Origin of the sequence: Meiothermus sp. QL-1, assembly GCF_003351145.1 — a bacterium.
Lineage (GTDB): Bacteria > Deinococcota > Deinococci > Deinococcales > Thermaceae > Meiothermus.
This window is the reverse complement of record NZ_QQSV01000001.1, coordinates 28521-46615: the sequence shown is the minus strand read 5'-3', so window position 1 is coordinate 46615 and position 18095 is coordinate 28521. Positions and strand designations below refer to the sequence as shown.

Annotated in this window: 17 protein-coding genes, 1 tRNA gene and 1 CRISPR repeat array; of the genes, 14 read left to right on the top strand and 4 right to left on the bottom strand. The window is 64.6% G+C overall.

Annotated features, from left to right (window positions below; all coding sequences use genetic code 11):
• The 13 genes from DV704_RS00235 to DV704_RS00175 all read left to right on the top strand — a co-directional run bounded on the left by DV704_RS00235 (position 1) and on the right by DV704_RS00175 (position 14790).
• Positions 1–846, top strand: coding sequence for a carbohydrate ABC transporter permease (locus tag DV704_RS00235; protein ID WP_114797553.1), 846 nt, complete (start codon positions 1–3; stop codon positions 844–846).
• 114 nt (positions 847–960) lie between these two features.
• Positions 961–1959: an endo-1,4-beta-xylanase gene (locus DV704_RS00230; protein WP_114797983.1), complete on the top strand. Its 999-nt coding sequence runs from the start codon at positions 961–963 to the stop codon at positions 1957–1959.
• A gap of 10 nt (positions 1960–1969) precedes the next feature.
• On the top strand, positions 1970–3304 hold the full coding sequence (locus tag DV704_RS00225; protein WP_114797552.1) for a GH1 family beta-glucosidase: 1335 nt from the start codon (positions 1970–1972) through the stop codon (positions 3302–3304).
• Entirely contained in the window at positions 3301–4896 is a 1596-nt protein-coding gene (locus tag DV704_RS00220; RefSeq protein ID WP_114797551.1) for a glycoside hydrolase family 43 protein, read from the top strand. Before DV704_RS00225 ends, DV704_RS00220 begins: the two co-directional genes overlap by 4 nt.
• A gap of 38 nt (positions 4897–4934) precedes the next feature.
• Positions 4935–5672: a PIG-L deacetylase family protein gene (locus tag DV704_RS00215; RefSeq protein WP_114797550.1), complete on the top strand. Its 738-nt coding sequence runs from the start codon at positions 4935–4937 to the stop codon at positions 5670–5672.
• Between the two features lie 96 nt (positions 5673–5768).
• Positions 5769–6206, top strand: a complete 438-nt coding sequence (locus DV704_RS00210) for a CBS domain-containing protein (RefSeq protein WP_114797549.1) — start codon at positions 5769–5771, stop codon at positions 6204–6206.
• 30 nt (positions 6207–6236) lie between these two features.
• A CRISPR array of direct repeats spans positions 6237–7003; the repeat unit is 35 nt; unit sequence GTTGCAATCCCCTTGCGGGGCTATTCGTTTGCAAG.
• Positions 7004–7585: 582 nt separating this feature from the next.
• Positions 7586–8422 carry a hypothetical protein gene (locus DV704_RS00205; protein ID WP_114797548.1) on the top strand — a complete coding sequence of 279 codons (837 nt, stop codon included), beginning with the start codon at positions 7586–7588 and terminating at the stop codon, positions 8420–8422.
• A 169-nt stretch (positions 8423–8591) separates the two neighbouring features.
• Positions 8592–10250 carry an ABC transporter ATP-binding protein gene (locus DV704_RS00200; RefSeq protein ID WP_233498178.1) on the top strand — a complete coding sequence of 553 codons (1659 nt, stop codon included), beginning with the start codon at positions 8592–8594 and terminating at the stop codon, positions 10248–10250.
• Positions 10251–12065, top strand: coding sequence for an ABC transporter ATP-binding protein (locus DV704_RS00195; protein ID WP_114797546.1), 1815 nt, complete (start codon positions 10251–10253; stop codon positions 12063–12065).
• Positions 12066–12078: 13 nt separating this feature from the next.
• Positions 12079–12831, top strand: a complete 753-nt coding sequence (locus DV704_RS00190; protein WP_114797545.1) for a Nif3-like dinuclear metal center hexameric protein — start codon at positions 12079–12081, stop codon at positions 12829–12831.
• Positions 12828–13454 carry a dTMP kinase gene (tmk, locus tag DV704_RS00185; protein WP_114797544.1) on the top strand — a complete coding sequence of 209 codons (627 nt, stop codon included), beginning with the start codon at positions 12828–12830 and terminating at the stop codon, positions 13452–13454. Before DV704_RS00190 ends, tmk begins: the two co-directional genes overlap by 4 nt.
• A gap of 95 nt (positions 13455–13549) precedes the next feature.
• Complete coding sequence (locus tag DV704_RS00180) at positions 13550–14245, top strand: glutaminyl-peptide cyclotransferase (RefSeq protein ID WP_233498177.1); 696 nt, start codon at positions 13550–13552, stop codon at positions 14243–14245.
• The gene (locus tag DV704_RS00175; RefSeq protein WP_114797543.1) at positions 14242–14790 is read left to right on the top strand and encodes a DUF192 domain-containing protein; all 549 of its coding nucleotides are present in this window, start codon (positions 14242–14244) and stop codon (positions 14788–14790) included. The genes DV704_RS00180 and DV704_RS00175 overlap by 4 nt, the downstream gene beginning before the upstream one ends.
• On the opposite strand, the gene DV704_RS00170 is transcribed toward DV704_RS00175, so the two are convergent.
• Entirely contained in the window at positions 14787–15005 is a 219-nt protein-coding gene (locus tag DV704_RS00170; RefSeq protein WP_114797542.1) for an FmdB family transcriptional regulator, read from the bottom strand. The two genes, DV704_RS00175 and DV704_RS00170, sit on opposite strands and share 4 nt — an antisense overlap.
• A 117-nt stretch (positions 15006–15122) precedes the next feature.
• Between DV704_RS00170 and DV704_RS00165 the strand changes: the two genes are divergently transcribed.
• The gene (locus DV704_RS00165; RefSeq protein WP_114797541.1) at positions 15123–15671 is read left to right on the top strand and encodes a 5-formyltetrahydrofolate cyclo-ligase; all 549 of its coding nucleotides are present in this window, start codon (positions 15123–15125) and stop codon (positions 15669–15671) included.
• Here the strand turns inward: DV704_RS00165 and DV704_RS00160 are convergent.
• From DV704_RS00160 to DV704_RS00150, 3 genes are all read right to left on the bottom strand, one after another.
• A complete protein-coding gene (locus DV704_RS00160) occupies positions 15655–16635 on the bottom strand; it encodes a M23 family metallopeptidase (protein WP_114797540.1) in 981 nt (326 codons plus the stop codon). The two genes, DV704_RS00165 and DV704_RS00160, sit on opposite strands and share 17 nt — an antisense overlap.
• A gap of 15 nt (positions 16636–16650) precedes the next feature.
• A complete protein-coding gene (locus DV704_RS00155) occupies positions 16651–17868 on the bottom strand; it encodes an MFS transporter (RefSeq protein ID WP_114797539.1) in 1218 nt (405 codons plus the stop codon).
• A 78-nt stretch (positions 17869–17946) separates the two neighbouring features.
• Positions 17947–18023, bottom strand: a tRNA-Arg gene (locus DV704_RS00150).
• Between the last annotated feature and the right edge of the window lie 72 nt (positions 18024–18095).

The window sequence follows — 18095 nt, the reverse complement described above, 5'->3', positions numbered from 1 at the left end:
ATGGCGCGCAAGAGGGTTTCTTTTGGGGGCCTTCTCCTGCGTCTGGGGGGGTATGGGCTTTTGGGGCTGGGCGGGCTGTTGACGATAGCGCCCTTCTACTTCATGTTCGTCTTCGCCACCCACCAGCGCTCGGAGATTTTTGGCTTTCCCCCGCCCCTGTGGTTTGGCGAGCACTTCTGGAGCAACTACCAGATTTTGCTGGAGAAGATTCCTTTTTGGCGGGCCTACTGGAACAATCTGTACCTGGCTCTTATGGTCACTGTGACCGGGTTGTTTTTTAGCAGCCTGGCCGGTTTTGGCTTTGCCATGTACGAGTTCCGCTGGCGTGAGCAGCTTTTTGCCGTGGTACTGGCCACTCTTCTGGTGCCGGCAATTCTGAACCTAATTCCCTTTTACTTGCTCATCTATCAGATTGGCTGGATCAACACCCCCAAGGCGCTTTGGGTTCCGGCCATGGCCAGTGCGGTGGGGATTTTCATGATGCGTCAGTACATTCTCTCAGCAGTGCCCAAGGAGCTGGTGGACGCTGCACGAATAGATGGGTGCAGTGAGTTTCAGGTCTACTGGCGCATTGTGCTGCCGCTCATTCGGCCGGCTTTGGGTACGTTGGGCTTAATCACCTTTATCGGCTCGTGGAACCGCTTTGCTGATGTGAACGTGATTATGCGCACCCAGGAGACCAAGACCCTGCCGGTGGTGCTGCGCACCCTGCAAGGGGCTACCGATGTGGAATGGGGAGCCATCATGGCCGGTACTGCGCTCTTGGTGGCTCCGTTGCTGATTGTTTTTGCCTTGGCGGCAAGGCAACTCATGGAAGGGCTGACCTCGGGCGCGCTCAAGAACTGAGCGTCGGGGCGCTGGCGCTGCGCAAAGCGGCGTATGGGGGTCCCGGTTCTGCTGTGCTGAATGGAGCGCTGTTGTGCGGTTGTCTTGTTTTTCACCCTTGTCCAAGGAGGGGGTATGGTTGCCCTTAGATGGGGTCTAGCGCTGGTGTTGTTGGGGTTCTTGGCTCAGGCCCAGCCCACTCCGCCTCTTCGCGCCCTGGCCGAAAAGCGCGGCTTGCAGATTGGGGCAGCGGTAGAGCCCAGCTTGCTATTGCAAGAGCCCGAATATGGGACGGTGCTGGCCCGCGAGTTCAACTTGGTGGTGGCCGAAAACGTCATGAAATGGGGGGCCTTGCAGACCTCGAGGGGCCAGTTCAACTTTGCCGCCGCCGACCTGCTTTTGGATTTTGCCCAGAAAAACCGCATGGCCGTGCGGGGGCATACCCTGGTCTGGCATCAGCAGCTCCCCCGCTGGATGTATGGCAGTTTTGGCCCCGCCGAGATGGAGGCCATCCTGCGCGAGCACATCCAGGCCGTGGTGGGGCGCTATAGGGGCAGGATTGCCTACTGGGACGTGGTCAACGAGGCCATCGGCGACGATGCTCGGCCCCGCCTTACCCCCTTTGCCGTGCTTCCCGACTACATCGAGCGGGCCTTCCGCCTGGCCCGGGCCGCCGACCCCCAGGCCAAGCTCTTTTACAACGACTACGGGGCCGAGGGGCTGGGGCCCAAGTCGGACGCCATCTATGCCCTGCTCAAGGGGCTCAAAGAAAAAGGGGTGCCCATAGACGGGGTGGGCTTCCAGGCCCACCTGGACTTGAGCTTCTCGCCCACAAAGGCGCGGATGGCGGAGAACCTCGAGCGCTTCGCCAGGCTTGGCCTGGAGATCCACATCACCGAGATGGATGTGCGGCTGAGCGGCCCCGGCTCCAGAGCCGAGCGCCTGGAGAAGCAAGCCCAAATCTACCAAGAGGTGTTGCAAATCTGTCTGCGCCAGCCGCGCTGCAAGGCCTTCACCCTGTGGGGGGTGACGGATGGCCATTCCTGGCGGGCGGCCAGCGAGCCCCTCATCTTCGATACCGACTACCGGCCCAAGCCCGCCTACTTTGCCCTGCAACGCGCTTTGCAACCGTGAGGAGACCTGCATGAGACGAAGCGACTTTCCCCCCGACTTCACCTGGGGCACCGCCACCTCGGCCTACCAGATCGAAGGTGCTGTGGCCGAGGATGGCCGCGGCGTGAGCATCTGGGATACCTTCAGCCACACCCCCGGCAAGACCCATGGGGGCGAGACCGGCGATGTGGCCTGCGACCACTACCACCGCTACTTGGAGGACATCGCCCTGATGCGGGCGCTGGGGGTGAACGCCTACCGCTTCTCGCTGGCCTGGCCGCGCGTCTTCCCCGAAGGCCAGGGAGTCCCTAACCCCAAGGGCCTGGCCTTTTACGACCGGCTGGTGGATGCGCTGCTGACCGCGGGGATTACCCCCTGGGTTACCCTTTACCACTGGGACCTGCCCCAGGCCCTGGAGGATCGGGGCGGCTGGCCTGCGCGCGAGACCGCCTACGCCTTCGCCGCCTACGCTGATGGGGTTTCACGCCACCTGGGCGACCGGGTCAAGCACTGGATTACCCTGAACGAGCCATGGTGCTCGGCTTATCTGGGCTATGGCGCGGGGGTACATGCACCCGGCAAGCAGGATTTGGGCCTGTTCTTGGCCGCGGCCCACCACCTGCTGCTGGGCCATGGGCTGGCGGTGAATGTCCTGCGGCAGAACGTTCCCGACGCCCGGGTGGGCATTACCCTGAACCTTTCCCCCGGCCACCCGGCCTCCCCCCACCCTGACGATGTGGCCGCGGCCCGCCGCTACGACGGCTTTCAGAACCGTTGGTACCTGGATCCGCTCTACGGCTACGGCTATCCCCCCGATATGCTGGCCCTCTACAAGGAAGCAGCCCCCCCGGTACAGCCGGGCGACCTCGAGCTCATCGCCACCCCCACCGACTTTTTGGGCCTAAACTACTATTCCCGCGCAGTGGTGCAGCATAGCCCCCAGCCCCCCCACCGCTTCGCCTACGTGCGGGTAGGGGAGGAGCGCACCGCGATGGACTGGGAGGTCTACCCCGAGGGCCTTCTGGAACTCCTGCGCCGCCTGAGCCGGGAGTACCGCCCGAAGGCCATCTACATCACCGAAAACGGCGCGGCCTATCCAGACGTGGTGGAGGATGGCGACATTCAGGACACCGAGCGCGTGCGCTACCTCGAGCGCCACCTGGCCCAGTGCCTTTTAGCCCTGCGGGAGGGGGTTCCCCTGAAGGGCTACTTTGTCTGGAGCCTGCTGGACAACTTTGAGTGGGCCGAAGGCTACAGCAAGCGCTTTGGCCTGGTATACGTGGACTTTGCCACCCAGGCGCGCCGCCTCAAGGCCAGCGGGCGCTGGTTGCAGGCCTTCTTGCGGGAGGCGGTGGTAAACCCATGAAAATCGTCAACCCGGTGCTGCGGGGCTTCCACCCCGACCCCTCGATTCTGCGGGTGGGGGAGGACTACTACATCGCCACCTCTACCTTTGAGTGGTGGCCGGGGGTGCGAATCTCTCACTCGCGCGACCTGGTGCACTGGCGGCCCATCGGCTATGCCCTCACCCGCACCTCCCAGCTAGACATGCTGGGCAACCCCGACTCGGGCGGCATCTGGGCCCCCTGCCTGAGCCACGACGGGGAGCAGTTTTACCTGGTCTACACCGACGTGAAAACCTGGGGCAACGGCGAGACCTTCAAGGATGCGCACAACTACCTGGTGACCGCCCCCCGCATCGAGGGGCCCTGGTCGGAGCCGGTCTACCTCAACTCCTCGGGCTTCGACCCCTCGCTTTTCCACGACGAGGACGGGCGCAAGTGGCTCCTCAACATGCAGTGGGACCACCGCAAGGGCAGAAACGCCTTTGCCGGGATTCTTCTGCAGGAGTATGACCCGGTGCAAAAGAAGCTGGTGGGGCCGGTGCGGAACATCTTCCGGGGCAGCCCCCTGGGGGTCACCGAGGGGCCCCACCTCTACAAGAAGGACGGCTGGTACTACCTGGTGGTGGCCGAGGGGGGCACGGTCTACGAGCACGCGGTGACGGTGGCCCGCGCCCGCCGTATCGAGGGGCCCTACGAGCTGGACCCCTGCTACCCTACCCTCACCGCCAAAGGCCGCCCCGAGCTGCCTTTGCAGAAGGCCGGCCATGCCTCGCTGGTCGAGACCCCAGGGGGGGAGTGGTACATGGCCCACCTGGTGGGTCGCCCCCTCGAGCCCCCCCAGGCCCCCCGGCGGCACTGCCCGCTGGGGCGCGAGACCGCGCTGCAAAAAATCGTCTGGACGCCGGACGGCTGGCCCCGGCTGGCCCACGGGGGCAACGCCCCGGCCCAAGAGGTGGAAGCCCCATCCCTGCCCCCCCACCCCTGGCCGGCGGAGCCCTTCCGCGACGACTTCGACGCCCCTACCCTGAGCCTGCACTTCCAGACCCTGCGCCAGCCCCCCGACCCCTCCTGGCTTTCCCTTACCGAGCGGCCGGGCTACCTGCGGCTTTATGGACGGGAGTCGCTCAGCTCGCGCCACCGCCAAAGCCTGGTGGCCCGCCGCCTGCAGCACTTCTATGCCGAGGCCGAGACCGCTTTGGAGTTCGAGCCCCAGCACTTCCAGCAGATGGCCGGCCTGGTCTGCTACTACGACACCGGTAACTGGGTCTACCTGCGCGTAAGCCGCGACGAGCGCCTGGGCAAAACCCTGAACATCCTCACCTGCGAGAACGGCTGCTACGACGAGCCGCTGGGCCAGGAGATTTCCCTCGAGGGCTGGGGTAGGGTCTACCTAAAGGTGCGCTATGCCCGCGAGACCTTCAGCTTTGCCTACTCGGCCAACGGCCAGGACTGGCAGCCCATCCCGCTGGACTTTCCCGCCTACAAGCTCTCCGACGAGCACTGCCGGGGGCTGGGCTTTACCGGTACTTTCATCGGGCTTTGCGCGCAGGACCTGAGCGGGACCCGCCTGCCTGCCGACTTCGACTACTTTAGCTACCGGGGCTGGGACTGAGGCTTGCGGGGCTGGGGCGGCTGGCCCATGATGGGGCCATGGATTTGCTGGTGGTGGTGCCCCATCCCGACGACGAGGTTTTTGGCGCTGGCGGCACGCTCATCCAGTACGCCGAATGGGGCCTCGAGACTGGCCTCATCACCCTGACCCGGGGTGAGGCCGGGCGTACCCTGGGGCTTTGCGCCCCTGAGGAGCTGGGCTGGGTGAGAACCCAGGAGCTAAGGCGGGCAGCAGAGGTGTTGAGGCTGGGCCACCTCGAGGTCTACGATTTTCCGAATGGTCGACCCAACGGGGCCCTGGCGGAAGAGGCTCGAGGGGCGGGCTTTTCCAGCCCTGAGGGGGTGGCCGACCACCCGGAGATTGTGGACCTGCTGCTTTGGCGCTTTGAGGTGCTGCGCCCAAGGGCGGTGATTACCTTTGCCCCTAACGGCTCCAACCGCCACCCGGACCACGTAGCCACCCACCGATTCGTGAAGGCAGCAGTGCGGCGGTTGGGCCGGCGGATTCGACTTTTCTACTATGCCCCGTTGAACCCGCCCCTGGAGTACCGCGAGGGCTGGCTTCCCCCCACCCATGTGCGCCACCTGCCCTTGGAGGTGCTCTTGCGCAAGCTCAGGGCCATGGCCCAACACCGCACCCAGGCCCTCTCGGTGCTCAACTTCATCGACCGCTTCCCCCACCGACTGGCAGTGGAGAGTTTTCATCTTGAAGGCCACGAAGGCCCTGTGGAGCGCGAGCTTTTGTGGTATGCCGGGCCCTGGCCCGTGCAAAAATAAGCCAAAGCGAGTAAAATATTAACGAAGCTTATAGACGAGCCCGCGGGCCGAGGAACCCATTCTGGGGGCCCTGCGCTGTCTATAGGGGAGGTGGATATGGCCAGTACAGTGCGCCAGCTACTCCAGACCAAAGGGCACGCAGTCTATACAGTTCCAGCCGAGGCCACGGTTTTCGAAGCGCTAGAGCGCATGGCTGTTCACGATGTGGGCGCCCTGATGGTGCTGCGAGAGGGCCGGCTGGCAGGGGTTTTCTCTGAGCGGGACTACGCCCGCAAGATTATCCTGATGGGCCGCTTCTCCAAGGATACCCGGGTGGAGGAGGTCATGAGCACCGAGCTGGTGACGGTATGCCCAGAAGACACAGTTGCGCACTGCATGAACCTGATGACCTGCCACCGGGTGCGCCACCTGCCGGTTTTGGAAAACGGAGAGCTGGTAGGGGTTGTTTCCATTGGCGATGTGGTGAAGGCCATCATGAACCAGCAGGCCTTCCTCATTGCCGAGCTGGAGAGTTACATCATCGGCGCGCGCTAGAATAGCGCCGGTTCGTCTGCTCCGCAGTGGGTTTCAATCCCCTTGCGGGGCTATTCGTTTGCAAGTGGCAGGAGGGGATAGTGTTTGGGGCCTGCTCGCCGCAGGGTTGCAATCCCCTTGCGGGGCTATTCGTTTGCAAGCTGCCTGCAAAAAGGCCACCCGGTCGGCCCAGCAGGCCAGGTTGCAATCCCCTTGCGGGGCTATTCGTTTGCAAGATTGAGATTTGGCGCTGGTGGTATCCGACCAATCGCCCCCCATGGTTGCAATCCCCTTGCGGGGCTATTCGTTTGCAAGACCTCCTAGATAGGAGGTAACCTTAAAATGATCGGAGTTGCAATCCCCTTGCGGGGCTATTCGTTTGCAAGGTTGCGTCTGCGCCGCGCGGCCCAGTCCCAGGCTGCCAGTTGCAATCCCCTTGCGGGGCTATTCGTTTGCAAGTCATCGCCCGCTTCTTGGAAAGCTGTGGGCCCGTCTGGAGTTGCAATCCCCTTGCGGGGCTATTCGTTTGCAAGACGCGACATTGAATGGCCCAATGTATCTTTACCGGAAGTGTTGCAATCCCCTTGCGGGGCTATTCGTTTGCAAGCTGGCACAAGGATACTCTGAGGATATGGCCCAAGAAGAGTTGCAATCCCCTTGCGGGGCTATTCGTTTGCAAGCTGGAAACGACCCCGGCAAGCCCCTAAACCCCCAGTTGCAATCCCCTTGCGGGGCTATTCGTTTGCAAGCTGGAAACGACCCCGGCAAGCCCCTAAACCCCCAGTTGCAATCCCCTTGCGGGGCTATTCGTTTGCAAGAGCATACCCCGTTATGTGCCGTCCTGTACAGCACTGCCAGAGAGGGGTTTTATGAGAACTGCCAGTTATCCACAGGTGGCCTGTGGATAACTCCCCCAAAAGTGCGATTTTTTGCGATGGATGCTTACAAAGTCGCACCTTTGGATTTTTCGTATTCGCATGTTGCGATGAGAATCGGAAAAACTTGTTTTCAAGGAGCCCGCCGGGAACCCCCGGCAACTACAGTATAGCACTTTGCGCAAAACATAATGGGCTGTTTTGAAAAAGCGCTTCCATAGGCTTCTGAAGGGCATCTTCAGGGCAGTTCTCAGAAAAGCACGTGCCTTTGCGATCGCATTTTTGGCGCCTGAAAGTGGGGTAACGCCAGCCGTAACGGCCGCCTCCCAGGGCCATGGGGGGTGGGAGCCTCCTCCCAGTCCCCGGTTCCCTCTGGGGCTATTGCGCAGGCATGGAAGCCCGCAGCGTCCATGGGCAGGCCTGGTACGGAGCTCATCGCTTGCATCCTGTGCCTGCTTCCCCTTCTGGAGAGGTACAGGGCGATTTACGGCGCCCAGTACCCCGAAATGCGGTTAAGATGTTCGGGTGCGCGTCGGCGTTGTGCAAAGCTGGCTCGGTTCCCGCTACCTGTCCTTCTGGAAGGCCTACCTGCAAGCCCTGGGCGTGGAGGTTGTTTACCCGAAGACAGGCCCCAAACTCCCCTTACCCCCACCCATCCAGCAGGTGGTGAGCGAGGTTCTGAGCCTGAAGAACGAGCCGGTGGACTACCTGCTGCTGCCCGATGTGCAGCTTGGAGTGGAGGCGCAAAGGGGAACCCCTCCCCTTTGGCTGGTTGACCTGGCCGCCAGCCTGGACCAGCTCATCTCCGGCCTGCCCCCTGCGCTGGTGGTGCCTGCCGAGCTTTCTCCTGAAGTGGTTGGCCTTGCCGCTCAGATAGGCCAGAGCCTGGTCAAAAACCCCATGCTGGTCCGGCGAGCGCTGGAGCGCACGAAGGGCTACCTGGCCCCTTCCTACAAAGCACCCCTTCAGGCCGGAACGCACCTGGTGGGGCTCATCGCCCAGCCCATGCTTACCCAGGAAGGCGAGTGGCTACAAACCCTGCGGACAGGGCTGGAGGCCCAGGGTCTCAGCCTGTTCCTGGCCGACCGGCCGCCCGCAGAGCTCCGGCAGGAAGGGGCCCATTTGGGGCTGGGGCTGGAGCTGCCCACCGACCTCGAGGCCGCCGGAATGCACCGCTATCTGTTGCGGCTGGGCAAGGTGCAGGCCCTTTTGTACGTCCACGACCCCGAGTACCTTCCCCTGCCTGCTCCTCTGCGCCGGGCGCTCAGAAAAACGCCTCCCTCCAAGCCCTGGCGGATGGTGGGGCTGGAGGCCGACTGGTCCCGGGTGGGGCTCGAGCTGAGCCGGGGCCGGGCCGGTTAATGCAGGGGATTACCCTCTGCTCCGGCAAAAAAGGGGTAAAGTAAAGGCCATGCAGTCCCTGGGTGGACCCTTTATTTCTACAAACCGCAGAACTGACTGGTCAGTTTTAGGTCCTCTCCAAGCCCTACAACCCTACCTTCGCCGCTACGGCCCCCAGTACCTCTGGGGCATGCTGGCCGGCATTGCCGCAGTGGGGCTGAGCGCGCTGTCCCCCTACTTCCTGCGCCATGCCATCGACGCCATCCGGGCCGGGGAGGCCTATTTGGTCTGGGTCTGGGCCATCCTGGCTGCTGCTTTGGCCTCGGCCTTTTTCGGCTGGGCCAACCGGCAGCTACTGGTGGTGGCCAGCCGCTACATAGAACACGACCTCCGCATGGACCTCTTCCGCAAAGCCCTCACCCTGGACCATTACTTCTACGGCCAGAACCGCATCGGCGACCTGATGAACAAATTCACCACCGACCTGGGCGCGGTGCGGGAGATGCTGGGGGCAGGCATCAACATGGGCAGCCGGCTGCTGATGTTCGTTGTTTTCGCCATTGCATCCATGTACCTGGTCAACGTCCCCCTGGCCCTGGCGCTGTCCTTGGTTTTTCCCCTAATCTTCGGGGTCATGTACCACATCCTGCGGCTCATCGACGAGCGCTACCGCGAAAGCCAGGAGTCCTTCGACCGCATCTCCACCAAAGCCCAGGAGAACTTCTCCGGCATCCGGGTGGTCAAGGGCTTCGCCCTGGAGGAGCGGGAGCTGGCAGATTTTCAGGCCCTAAACCGGGACTACATCGCCAAAAGCCTGGCCCTTACCCGCCTAGAGGGTTCCGTACGGGCCCTAATGGGCCTCTTGATGGGGCTGGCCGCCCTTCTGGTTCTCTGGATCGGGGGAGGTATGGTCATCCGGGGGGAGCTGACCCCAGGCCAGTTTGTCCAGTTCAACGCCTATCTGATGATGCTGGGCTGGCCCATCATCGGCCTGGGGTACACCCTTACCATCTTCCAGCGCGGCTCCACCAGCTACCGGCGGCTGGAAGAGTTCTGGCGCCAACCCGCTCAAATCAGCGACCCCCTAACCCCCACACCAACCGGGGCTTTATCCGGGGAGGTCAAGTTTGAAAACGTCAGCCTGGAGCTCGGGGGGCGCCGGGTGCTGGACAAAATCACCCTCACCATCCCCGAAGGCACCACCCTGGGCATCACCGGCCGCACCGGTAGCGGTAAAACCCTCCTGGTAAGCTTGATTCCCCGCATCCTGGACCCCACGGAGGGCCGGGTGCTGGTAGGGGGTCAAGACGTGCGAGCGCTCCCCCTCGCCACCCTACGGGCGCACATCGGTATGGTCACCCAAGAACCTTTTCTGTTCTCCGATACCCTGGCCGAGAACATCTGCTTCGGCCTACCCCAGGTCGACCTGGCCCAGGCCGAGTGGGCCGCGCGGCTGGCCGGCGTGCATGAGGACATCCTGGGCTTCCCCCAGGGCTACCAGACCCTCCTGGGCGAGCGGGGCGTAACCCTCTCCGGGGGCCAGCGCCAGCGGGTGGCTCTGGCTCGAGCCCTGGCCCGTCGGCCCAAAATCTTGATTCTGGACGACGCCATGAGCGCGGTGGACACCGAGACCGAGGCTCGCATCCTCTCGGGCCTCCGTAGCGTGCTGGGCCAGCAGACCACTCTTCTCATCAGCCATCGCACCTCGACCCTCCAGCACGCCGACTGGATTGTGGTGCTGGAGCATGGGCGAATCGTGGAGGAGGGCACCCACGAGATGCTGCTGGCCCAGGGCGGGGTTTACGCAGAACTCGACCGCATCCAGCGTCTTCAGGCCGAGGTGGACTAGATGCACGAGGAGGAAGCTTTTAAGAAGAGTTTCGACGCCCGGCTGGCCCGGCGCATTCTCCGGTATGTGCGCCCCTACTGGAAGCAGGTAGGGCTGGCCCTTGTGGCCCTGGTGGTGAGCACCCTCACGGCGGCTTCCACCCCCCTGTTCCTCAAGTACGCCATCGACCACGCCATCGTGCCGCGCGAGGTGCTGCCGCTGGCCGAGCGCTACGAGACCCTGCTGCTCATCTCGGCTCTTTTCCTGGCGGTGCGGCTGGTGGACTTCATCGCCAACTACGCCCAGACCTACCTGATAGGCTGGGTAGGGCAGCACATCCTCTACGACCTGCGCTCGGAAATCTTCGCCAAATTGCAGCGCCTGCACCTGGGCTACTTCGACCGCAACCCCGTAGGCCGGCTCATGACCCGCGTCACCTCGGACGTAGACGCCATCAACCAGTTCATTACCGGCGGCCTCGTGGGGCTGATCGCCGACTTCGCCCTCGTATTGGGGTTGATGGGCTTTATGCTGGCGCTGGACTGGCGGCTGGCTTTGGTGGTCTTCGCCATCATGCCCATCTTCATAGGGGTCACAAGCTGGATCCGCGGCGGCATGCGCGAGGCCTACCGCACCATGCGCCTGCGCCTTTCCCGGCTCAACGCCTCGCTGCAGGAAAACCTGTCCGGCGTCCAGACCACCCAGCTATTTGGCCGCGAAAGCAAAAACGAGGCCCAGTTCGACCGGCTCTCTACCGAGCTTCGTAGGGCCTGGGTGGACATCATCAAGTGGTTCGCCCTCTTCTTCCCCCTAGTAGGCCTCATGGGCGAAGGCGCGGTGGCCCTGGTGGTCGGGTACGGGGGCAACCAGGTGATCCAGCAGACCATAACCCTGGGCCTTCTGGTGGCCTTCACCGACTATGTGCGCCAGCTTTTCCAGCCTTTGCAGGACCTGTCCGACAAGTTCAACATCTTCCAGGCCGCCATGGCCTCGGCCGAGCGCATCTTCAGCCTGCTGGACACCGAGGAGGAGGTCCAGGACAAACCCAACGCCAAGCGGGTGGAACGCTTTAGGGGAAGGGTGGAGTTCGAGGAGGTGTGGTTTGCCTACAACAAGCGGCAGGAAGGCGGGGAGGCTTGGGACTGGGTGCTGCGGGGGGTAAGCTTCCGGGTAGAACCGGGGGAAAAGATTGCCCTGGTGGGCGCCACCGGAGCAGGCAAGACCAGCGTGATCAGCCTGATCGCCCGCTTCTACGACGTGCAAAAAGGGGCGGTGAAGATAGACGGCGTCGATGTGCGGGACTACGCCCAACGGGACCTGCGCCGGGCCATTGGGATGGTGCAGCAAGACCCCTTTTTGTTCAGCGGTAGCATCGAGTCGAACCTTCGCCTGGGAGATGCGAGCATTCCCTTCGCGCGCATCCAGGAGGTGTGCGCCTTCGTGGGGGCGGATGAGTTCATCCAGAAGCTGCCCCAGGGGTACCAGACCGTGCTGCACGAGCGCGGCGGAGGGCTTTCCACCGGGCAGAAGCAGCTTCTAGCGCTAGCTCGAGCCCTGCTGCACAACCCCGACATCCTCCTCATCCTCGACGAGGCCACGGCCAATGTAGACGCCGAGACCGAGCAGAAGATCCAGGCCGCCCTGGAGCGGGTGATGGAGGGGCGGACCTCAATTGTGATTGCCCACCGGCTTTCCACCATCCGCCATGCCGACCGGATTCTAGTCTTCCGCAAAGGTCGGCTGGTGGAGGAGGGCCGCCACGAGGAGCTGCTGCGTAAAAACGGCTACTACGCCAAGCTCTATGAGCTGCAGTACGTGCACGGCAGCGGGGACTAGTAGACTGTAGGGCATGCAGCGCGACGCCCTGGTTCGCTGGCTGAACGAGTACCTACAGATTGGCGCCTTCAAAGACCCCTCCCTCAACGGGCTGCAGGTGGAGGGGAAGGCCGAGGTAAGGCGGCTGGGGGTGGCGGTGGACGCGGCCTTGGCCGTCTTTGAAAAGGCCAGGGCCGCCCAGGTGGACTTCCTCATCACCCACCACGGCCTGTTCTGGGGCCAGCCCCTGGCCGTGGTGGGCCCGCACAAAAAGCGCTTGGAAGCCCTTCTCAAAAGCGGCATCAACCTGTACACCGCGCATCTGCCGCTGGACGCCCACCCCGAGGTGGGCAACAACGCGGTGATTGCCCAAAAGCTGGGTCTCACCGCGCTAGCCCCCCTGCCCCACCCCCGCTACGGGAACATCGGCTGGGTGGGCCGCCTGCCGGCGGCCAGGAGCCTGGGCGAGCTGGAGCGCCTCCTGGAGGCCCTCACTGGAACGCCGCCCCTGGTGCACGCTGGGGGGCCCGAGCGGGTGGAGTGGGTGGGCATCGTCTCGGGCGGTGGAGCAGGGGAGATGGCCCAGGCCAGGGCCCTGGGCTGCGAGCTCTACATCACCGGCGAAGCGTCCCACGCCCACTACCACGACCCTTTTGAGCTGGGGCTCAACGTCTTTTACCTGGGCCACTACCAGAGCGAAACCTTCGGGGTAAAAGCCCTGGCGGAGCGGCTTTCGGCCGAGTTCGGCCTGCCCTGGGTCTTCCTAGAGCACCCCACGGGGCTATGAAAGGCCTTTTCATCACCCTCGAGGGGCCCGAGGGGGCCGGCAAGTCGACCCAGGCCCGCATGCTGGCCGAGTGGCTGCAGAAGCAAGGGCGCGAGGTGGTGCTGACCCGCGAGCCGGGGGGCACCGAGCTGGGCCAGGCGCTGCGCCGGCTCATCCTGACCCACCCCATGAGGCCCGAGACCGAGTTTTTGCTCTACAGCGCCGACCGGGCCGAGCACGCCGCGACCGTTATCCGGCCTGCGCTGAAGCGGGGGGCGGTGGTGGTCTCGGACCGCTGGCTGGACTCCAGCCTGGCCTACCAGGGGTATGGCCGGGGGCTGCCCATTGCGTGGCTTAGGGCAGTCTCGCAGGGCTTTCTGGGCGACCTCTGGCCCGACCTCACCTTTCTCCTCTACCTACCCCCCCGGCTGGGGCTGTGGCGGGCCCGGCACCGCCGGGGCACCCTCGAGCCCGACCGCTTCGAGGAGGAGGAGCTGGCCTTTCACGAGCGGGTGCTGGAGGGATTTTTTGAGCTGGCTCGAGGCGAGCCGGAAAGGTTTGTAAAGGTAAGCGTGGAGAAACCCCGCGCCGAGGAAGTGCACCGCCGGCTGGTGGAGGAGCTACGGGCCCGGGGATTGGTCTAGCGCACAATCCATGGCTCATCCTTTCGCGGTAAGGTGAAAAGGTGGCGCGGTACTCCTTTTTTTTCGTTTTTTTGGGCCTCTGTATGGCTCAGTCAGTGCCGGTATGGGGCTTTCGGGTGGTCCACACCTTTCCCCACGACCCCGCAGCTTTCACCCAGGGCCTTGTCTACCACCAGGGCTTCCTCTACGAGGGCACCGGGCTATACGGCCAGTCCAGCCTGCGCAAGGTGGAGCTCGAGACAGGAAGGGTGCTGAAAAGCCGCGCCCTGCAACCCGAGTACTTCGGCGAGGGCATCACCCTCTTCCAAAACCGGATTTACCAGCTCACCTGGCGCAACCGGGTGGGCTTCATCTACGACCTCGACTTCAACCTCCAGGGCCGATTCAGCTACGCCACCGAGGGCTGGGGCCTGACCCACAACGGCAGGCAGCTCATCATGTCCGATGGCTCGAGCCAGCTCTACTTCCTGAACCCGCGCACCCTGCGCCCCGAGCGCACCCTAAGCGTGCGGGCTGGGGGAATGCCGGTGGAGCGCCTCAACGAGCTGGAGTACATTGAGGGGCGTATCTGGGCCAATGTGTGGCTCACCACCCGCATCGCCATCATCAACCCCGAGAACGGCCAGGTGGAGGCCTGGCTCGAGCTCGCCCCTCTGGCCCTGCTGGCCCAGGCCCGGAACCCCAACCCCGACGCCGTTCTGAATGGCATCGCCTACGACGCCCAGAGGAGGCGCATCTTTGTGACCGGCAAGCTCTGGCCCCATCTATTCGAGATTGAAGTGCGCCGATGAACGCCAAAGGGCCCCTCTACGGATACAGCGCCTTGCTGGTGGGTCTGGCCGTGGCCCTGGCAACCGCCGGGTATTTCCTGGCCGGGCGAATCGCCGCACCCCCACGGCCCACCAGCCCCCTGCTCCAGCGCGTGGCCCTGATTGAGGCCCCCAGGGGCACGCTCGAGCTGCCGGTCTACACCCCCCTCAACACCGCCCAGGGCCTTCTGGCCCGCCGCCAGCTTGGGGAGGAGCAGGGCATCTGGTACAGCTTCCCTGGGCCCCGCGACGAGGGCTGGAGCAGCCTGGGCCTCTCCAGAGCAGTCTCGGTGGCCTTTTTAGACGAGAAAGGGCGGATTTTGGTTATCCTCGACCTTCCCCCCTGCCCCAACCAGCCGCGCTGCCCTGTTTCCTTTCCCAACCGGGTCTACCGCCAGGTGCTGGAGGTTCCCCAGGGCTGGTTCGCCCGCCATCGGATAGCCCCCGGCCAGGCGGCGCGGCTGAAGCCCCTTAAAAAAGAGGACCAGCCCCAAGGCTGGAGGGGCCAGAGGATTTTCGGCGGCTAGTCCGCCGCCTCGCTCTCGCTTTTTTCCTTCTTGCCGTTGGCCTTGGAGTCCTTGATGTACCAGCCCGACCCCTTGAAGACCACCGCCGGGGCGAAGATCACCCGCTTGATGGGCGCCCCTGTCTCGGGGTGGTGGGTATAGGCCGGCTCGTGGAAGCTCTGCTCAAACTCGTAGCGCTCACCGGTCTCGAGGTTCTCGTAGACGTAGATGGGCATGGCCGACTCCTTGTTGCAACGGGATCCGGGGTCGCCCCCTATGGGGATTTTGACAGAACGAGGGCTCGACTGTCAACCCGGCTGGACAGGCCCCGGGGAGCCTGGGATACTGGCGCCATGACCAAGGCCGAGCTCAGGCGCTGGGCCAAGCGGGTGCGCGCAGGCCTGCCCACGGCCGAGCTATCCCACCAGGTGGCCGGCCACCTGGCCCGCTTCCTGGCCGAACGAAGCGCCAAGCACATCCTGCTCTACAGCGCCTTCGGCTCCGAGCTGGACCCAGCCCCCCTCCAAACCCTCTACCCGGCCCACTACTACCTGCCCCGGGCCCGCACCCACGGCCTCGAGGTGCACCCCCTGCCCTGCCCGCTGGTGCGGCACCGCTACGGCTTTCTGGAGCCCGCCCCCCACGCCCCTAGGGTGGAGACCGGCGTCTTGGAGGCGGTGCTGGTGCCCGGCCTGGCCTTCGACCCCCAAGGCTGGCGGCTCGGCTACGGCCAGGGCTTCTACGACCGCTTCCTGGCTGCCCTGCCGCCCACCGTCCTCACCCTGGGCCTCACCGCCGAGGCCCTGCTGCTCCCCGCCCTGCCCCACGACCCCTGGGACGTCCCGGTGCGCTACCTGGCCACCGAGCAGGGCGTGCGCCCGGCCCTTAGGGAGGACGGGTGAACCAGGGCACCGGGTCGGTGGGCACCCCAAAGACGCGTATCTCGTAGTGCAGGTGGGGACCGCTAGAAAGCCCGGTGTTGCCCGAGTAGCCCAGAAGCGCCCCTGCCTCCACCCGCTGCCCGGGCCTCACCGCAAGGCGGGAGAGGTGCCAGTAACCGCTGCACACCCCCGCGCCGTGGTCCAGCACAACCGCCCCACCCCGCACGAAAAGCACCTCGGCCAGGGCCACCACCCCGGGGGCCGGGGCATAGACCGGCGTACCCTCGGGCACGCCGTAGTCCAGGCCCTCGTGGTAGCTGTAGGTACGCCCCCCGTCGTAGCTGCGGCGGGTTCCGAAGGGGTCGGTGATGCGCTCCGAGGCCACCGGCCTGCGGAAGGGCCCCCGCCACGCTTGGGGCCGCTCAGGGTCGCAGGCCGCCAAAACCCGGGCCCGCTCGGCCCGCAGCCGCTCGGGCACCAGCAAGCGCTGGCGCTCGGGGGGCAGCCAGAGCACCAGCCGGCCAAAGCGCCCCGCCACCACCCGGATCTCCAGGCGCACCCTGGCTTCCCCCAGCTCGAGGTAGGCCGGGTACACCCCCGGGGCCTGCAGGGCCGGAACCGGCAACAGCACGCGGTTGTTCTGCACCGGGTAGCGACCTCCCAAAAAACGCACGAAGCCCTCTACCCTCTTCGAGGCCTCCAGCCGCACCACTGCCAGACGGCCCTGAGGGGTGGCCTGGGGCCAGGTAAGGGCTTGAAGGGGGGCAGGGAGCTGGGTAAGCCGGTGCAGGGGCTCCTCCACCTGCAAAACCTGGCCCACCCGGAGCTGGCGCGGGTCGGCGATGCCGTTTAGGGCCTGCAGGGCCTCTACGGTGGTCCCGTACTGCTGGGCAATGCGGTATAGGGTCTCCCCAGGGCGTACTGTGTGGGTGGTCTGGGCCCAGGCCAAAAGCCCCAGGCCGAACAAAAGCCCAAAAAAGCGCACTCAAAACCTCCTCAACTAGCGCACCGAGCGAATCTGCCGTACCAGCAAAGTCCCCAGCACGAAGCAAAGCGCGGCCAGCAAAAAGAGCACCGTGTAACCCAGACCACCCGAATGGCGGTTAAAGGTGTCCACCACCACCCCCAGGCTCCCAGCCAGCACCTGGGGCAGCACAATGGAGGTCTGCCAGAGGCCCATATCGGTGGCGTGGGCCTCGGGGTCGGGCAGGACGTCGGCCACCAGGGCCCAGTCCACCGCCAGATAGGCCCCGTAAAAGAGCCCGAAGACCAACGCCAGCCCCAGCAGCACATCAAAGCGCGGCAGGAGCAGAAGGGGCAGCATCAGCAAGGCCAGGCCTGCCCCTGCCAGGTAGATGGCGGGTTTGCGGCCCCAGTGGTCGGAAAGGCGCCCTGCCGGAACCGCCGAGAGGGCCGCTCCTAAAGAGATGAGCAGGCCTAGCAAGGCCACCGCCTGGAAGGCCTCGGTGGCCACAACCCGGCCGAAAGCCTGGAAAACCCGCACCACATCGGCCAGGTAGAACTGAAGATAGGTCTGCACGCTGTACTGGGCCAGCATAACCAGAAAACGCGTGAACCAGACCCAGCGAAAATCGGCACTCCGCCAAGGCGCCAGCAGGCTCTCCAGGAACCCTCGAGCCTGCGGCCTGAGCCCTGGAACCTCCCCTACGAAGCGCAGGGTGAGCAGAGCAGCCAGCAGGTTGACCAGGGCGATGAGCAGGAACTGCCCTTGCAGGCTGGGCAGCAGAAAACCCACCCCACCTGCGGTCACCTGCCCCCCCACCTGCAAAACCCCCAGCCAGCCCGAGGCCACCCCCCGCTCCCGGCGGGCGGCCAGGTCGGGGATGAGGGCCGAGTAGGGGCCTGTGGCCATATCGTCGGCAACCTGCAACAGCAAATAGGCCAGCACGAGCTGTAAATAGCTGGGGGCGTAGGCCATCCAGACCAGCGCCCCCGCGGTCAAGAGCGCACCCAGGGCCAAAAAGGGCATCCGCCGCCCCACCCGGTCGGAAAAATAGCCCCAAAGGGGGGGGCCCACCAGGGCCATCACCGCTCCTAGGGCAAACAAAAAGCCGAGCCGTGTGGCCCGCTCTGCTTCTGGCACCAGCTCGGCCACCCTTGCAGGCAGCAAGACCAGCAGGATCAAGAACCACTTGAAGCTGCTGGCAAACCAGTAGGAGGAGAGCACCAAATACCAGGGCGTGGTGTGGGGGCGCATCGGGCTCCAGTATACGGGCCTCCCCCCACCGACCGGCCCACTCTGCAAAAAAACCAGGGCCCTCGGGACCCTGGTTGCTGGCGGGCGCGGCAGGATTCGAACCCACGACCTACTGATCCGTAGTCAGTCGCTCTATCCAACTGAGCTACGCGCCCAGACGCGCTCTATAGGGTAGCAAAGGCTGGGGGGGCTGTCAATCACCTGAGGCCCAACAAAAAGACCGCTTT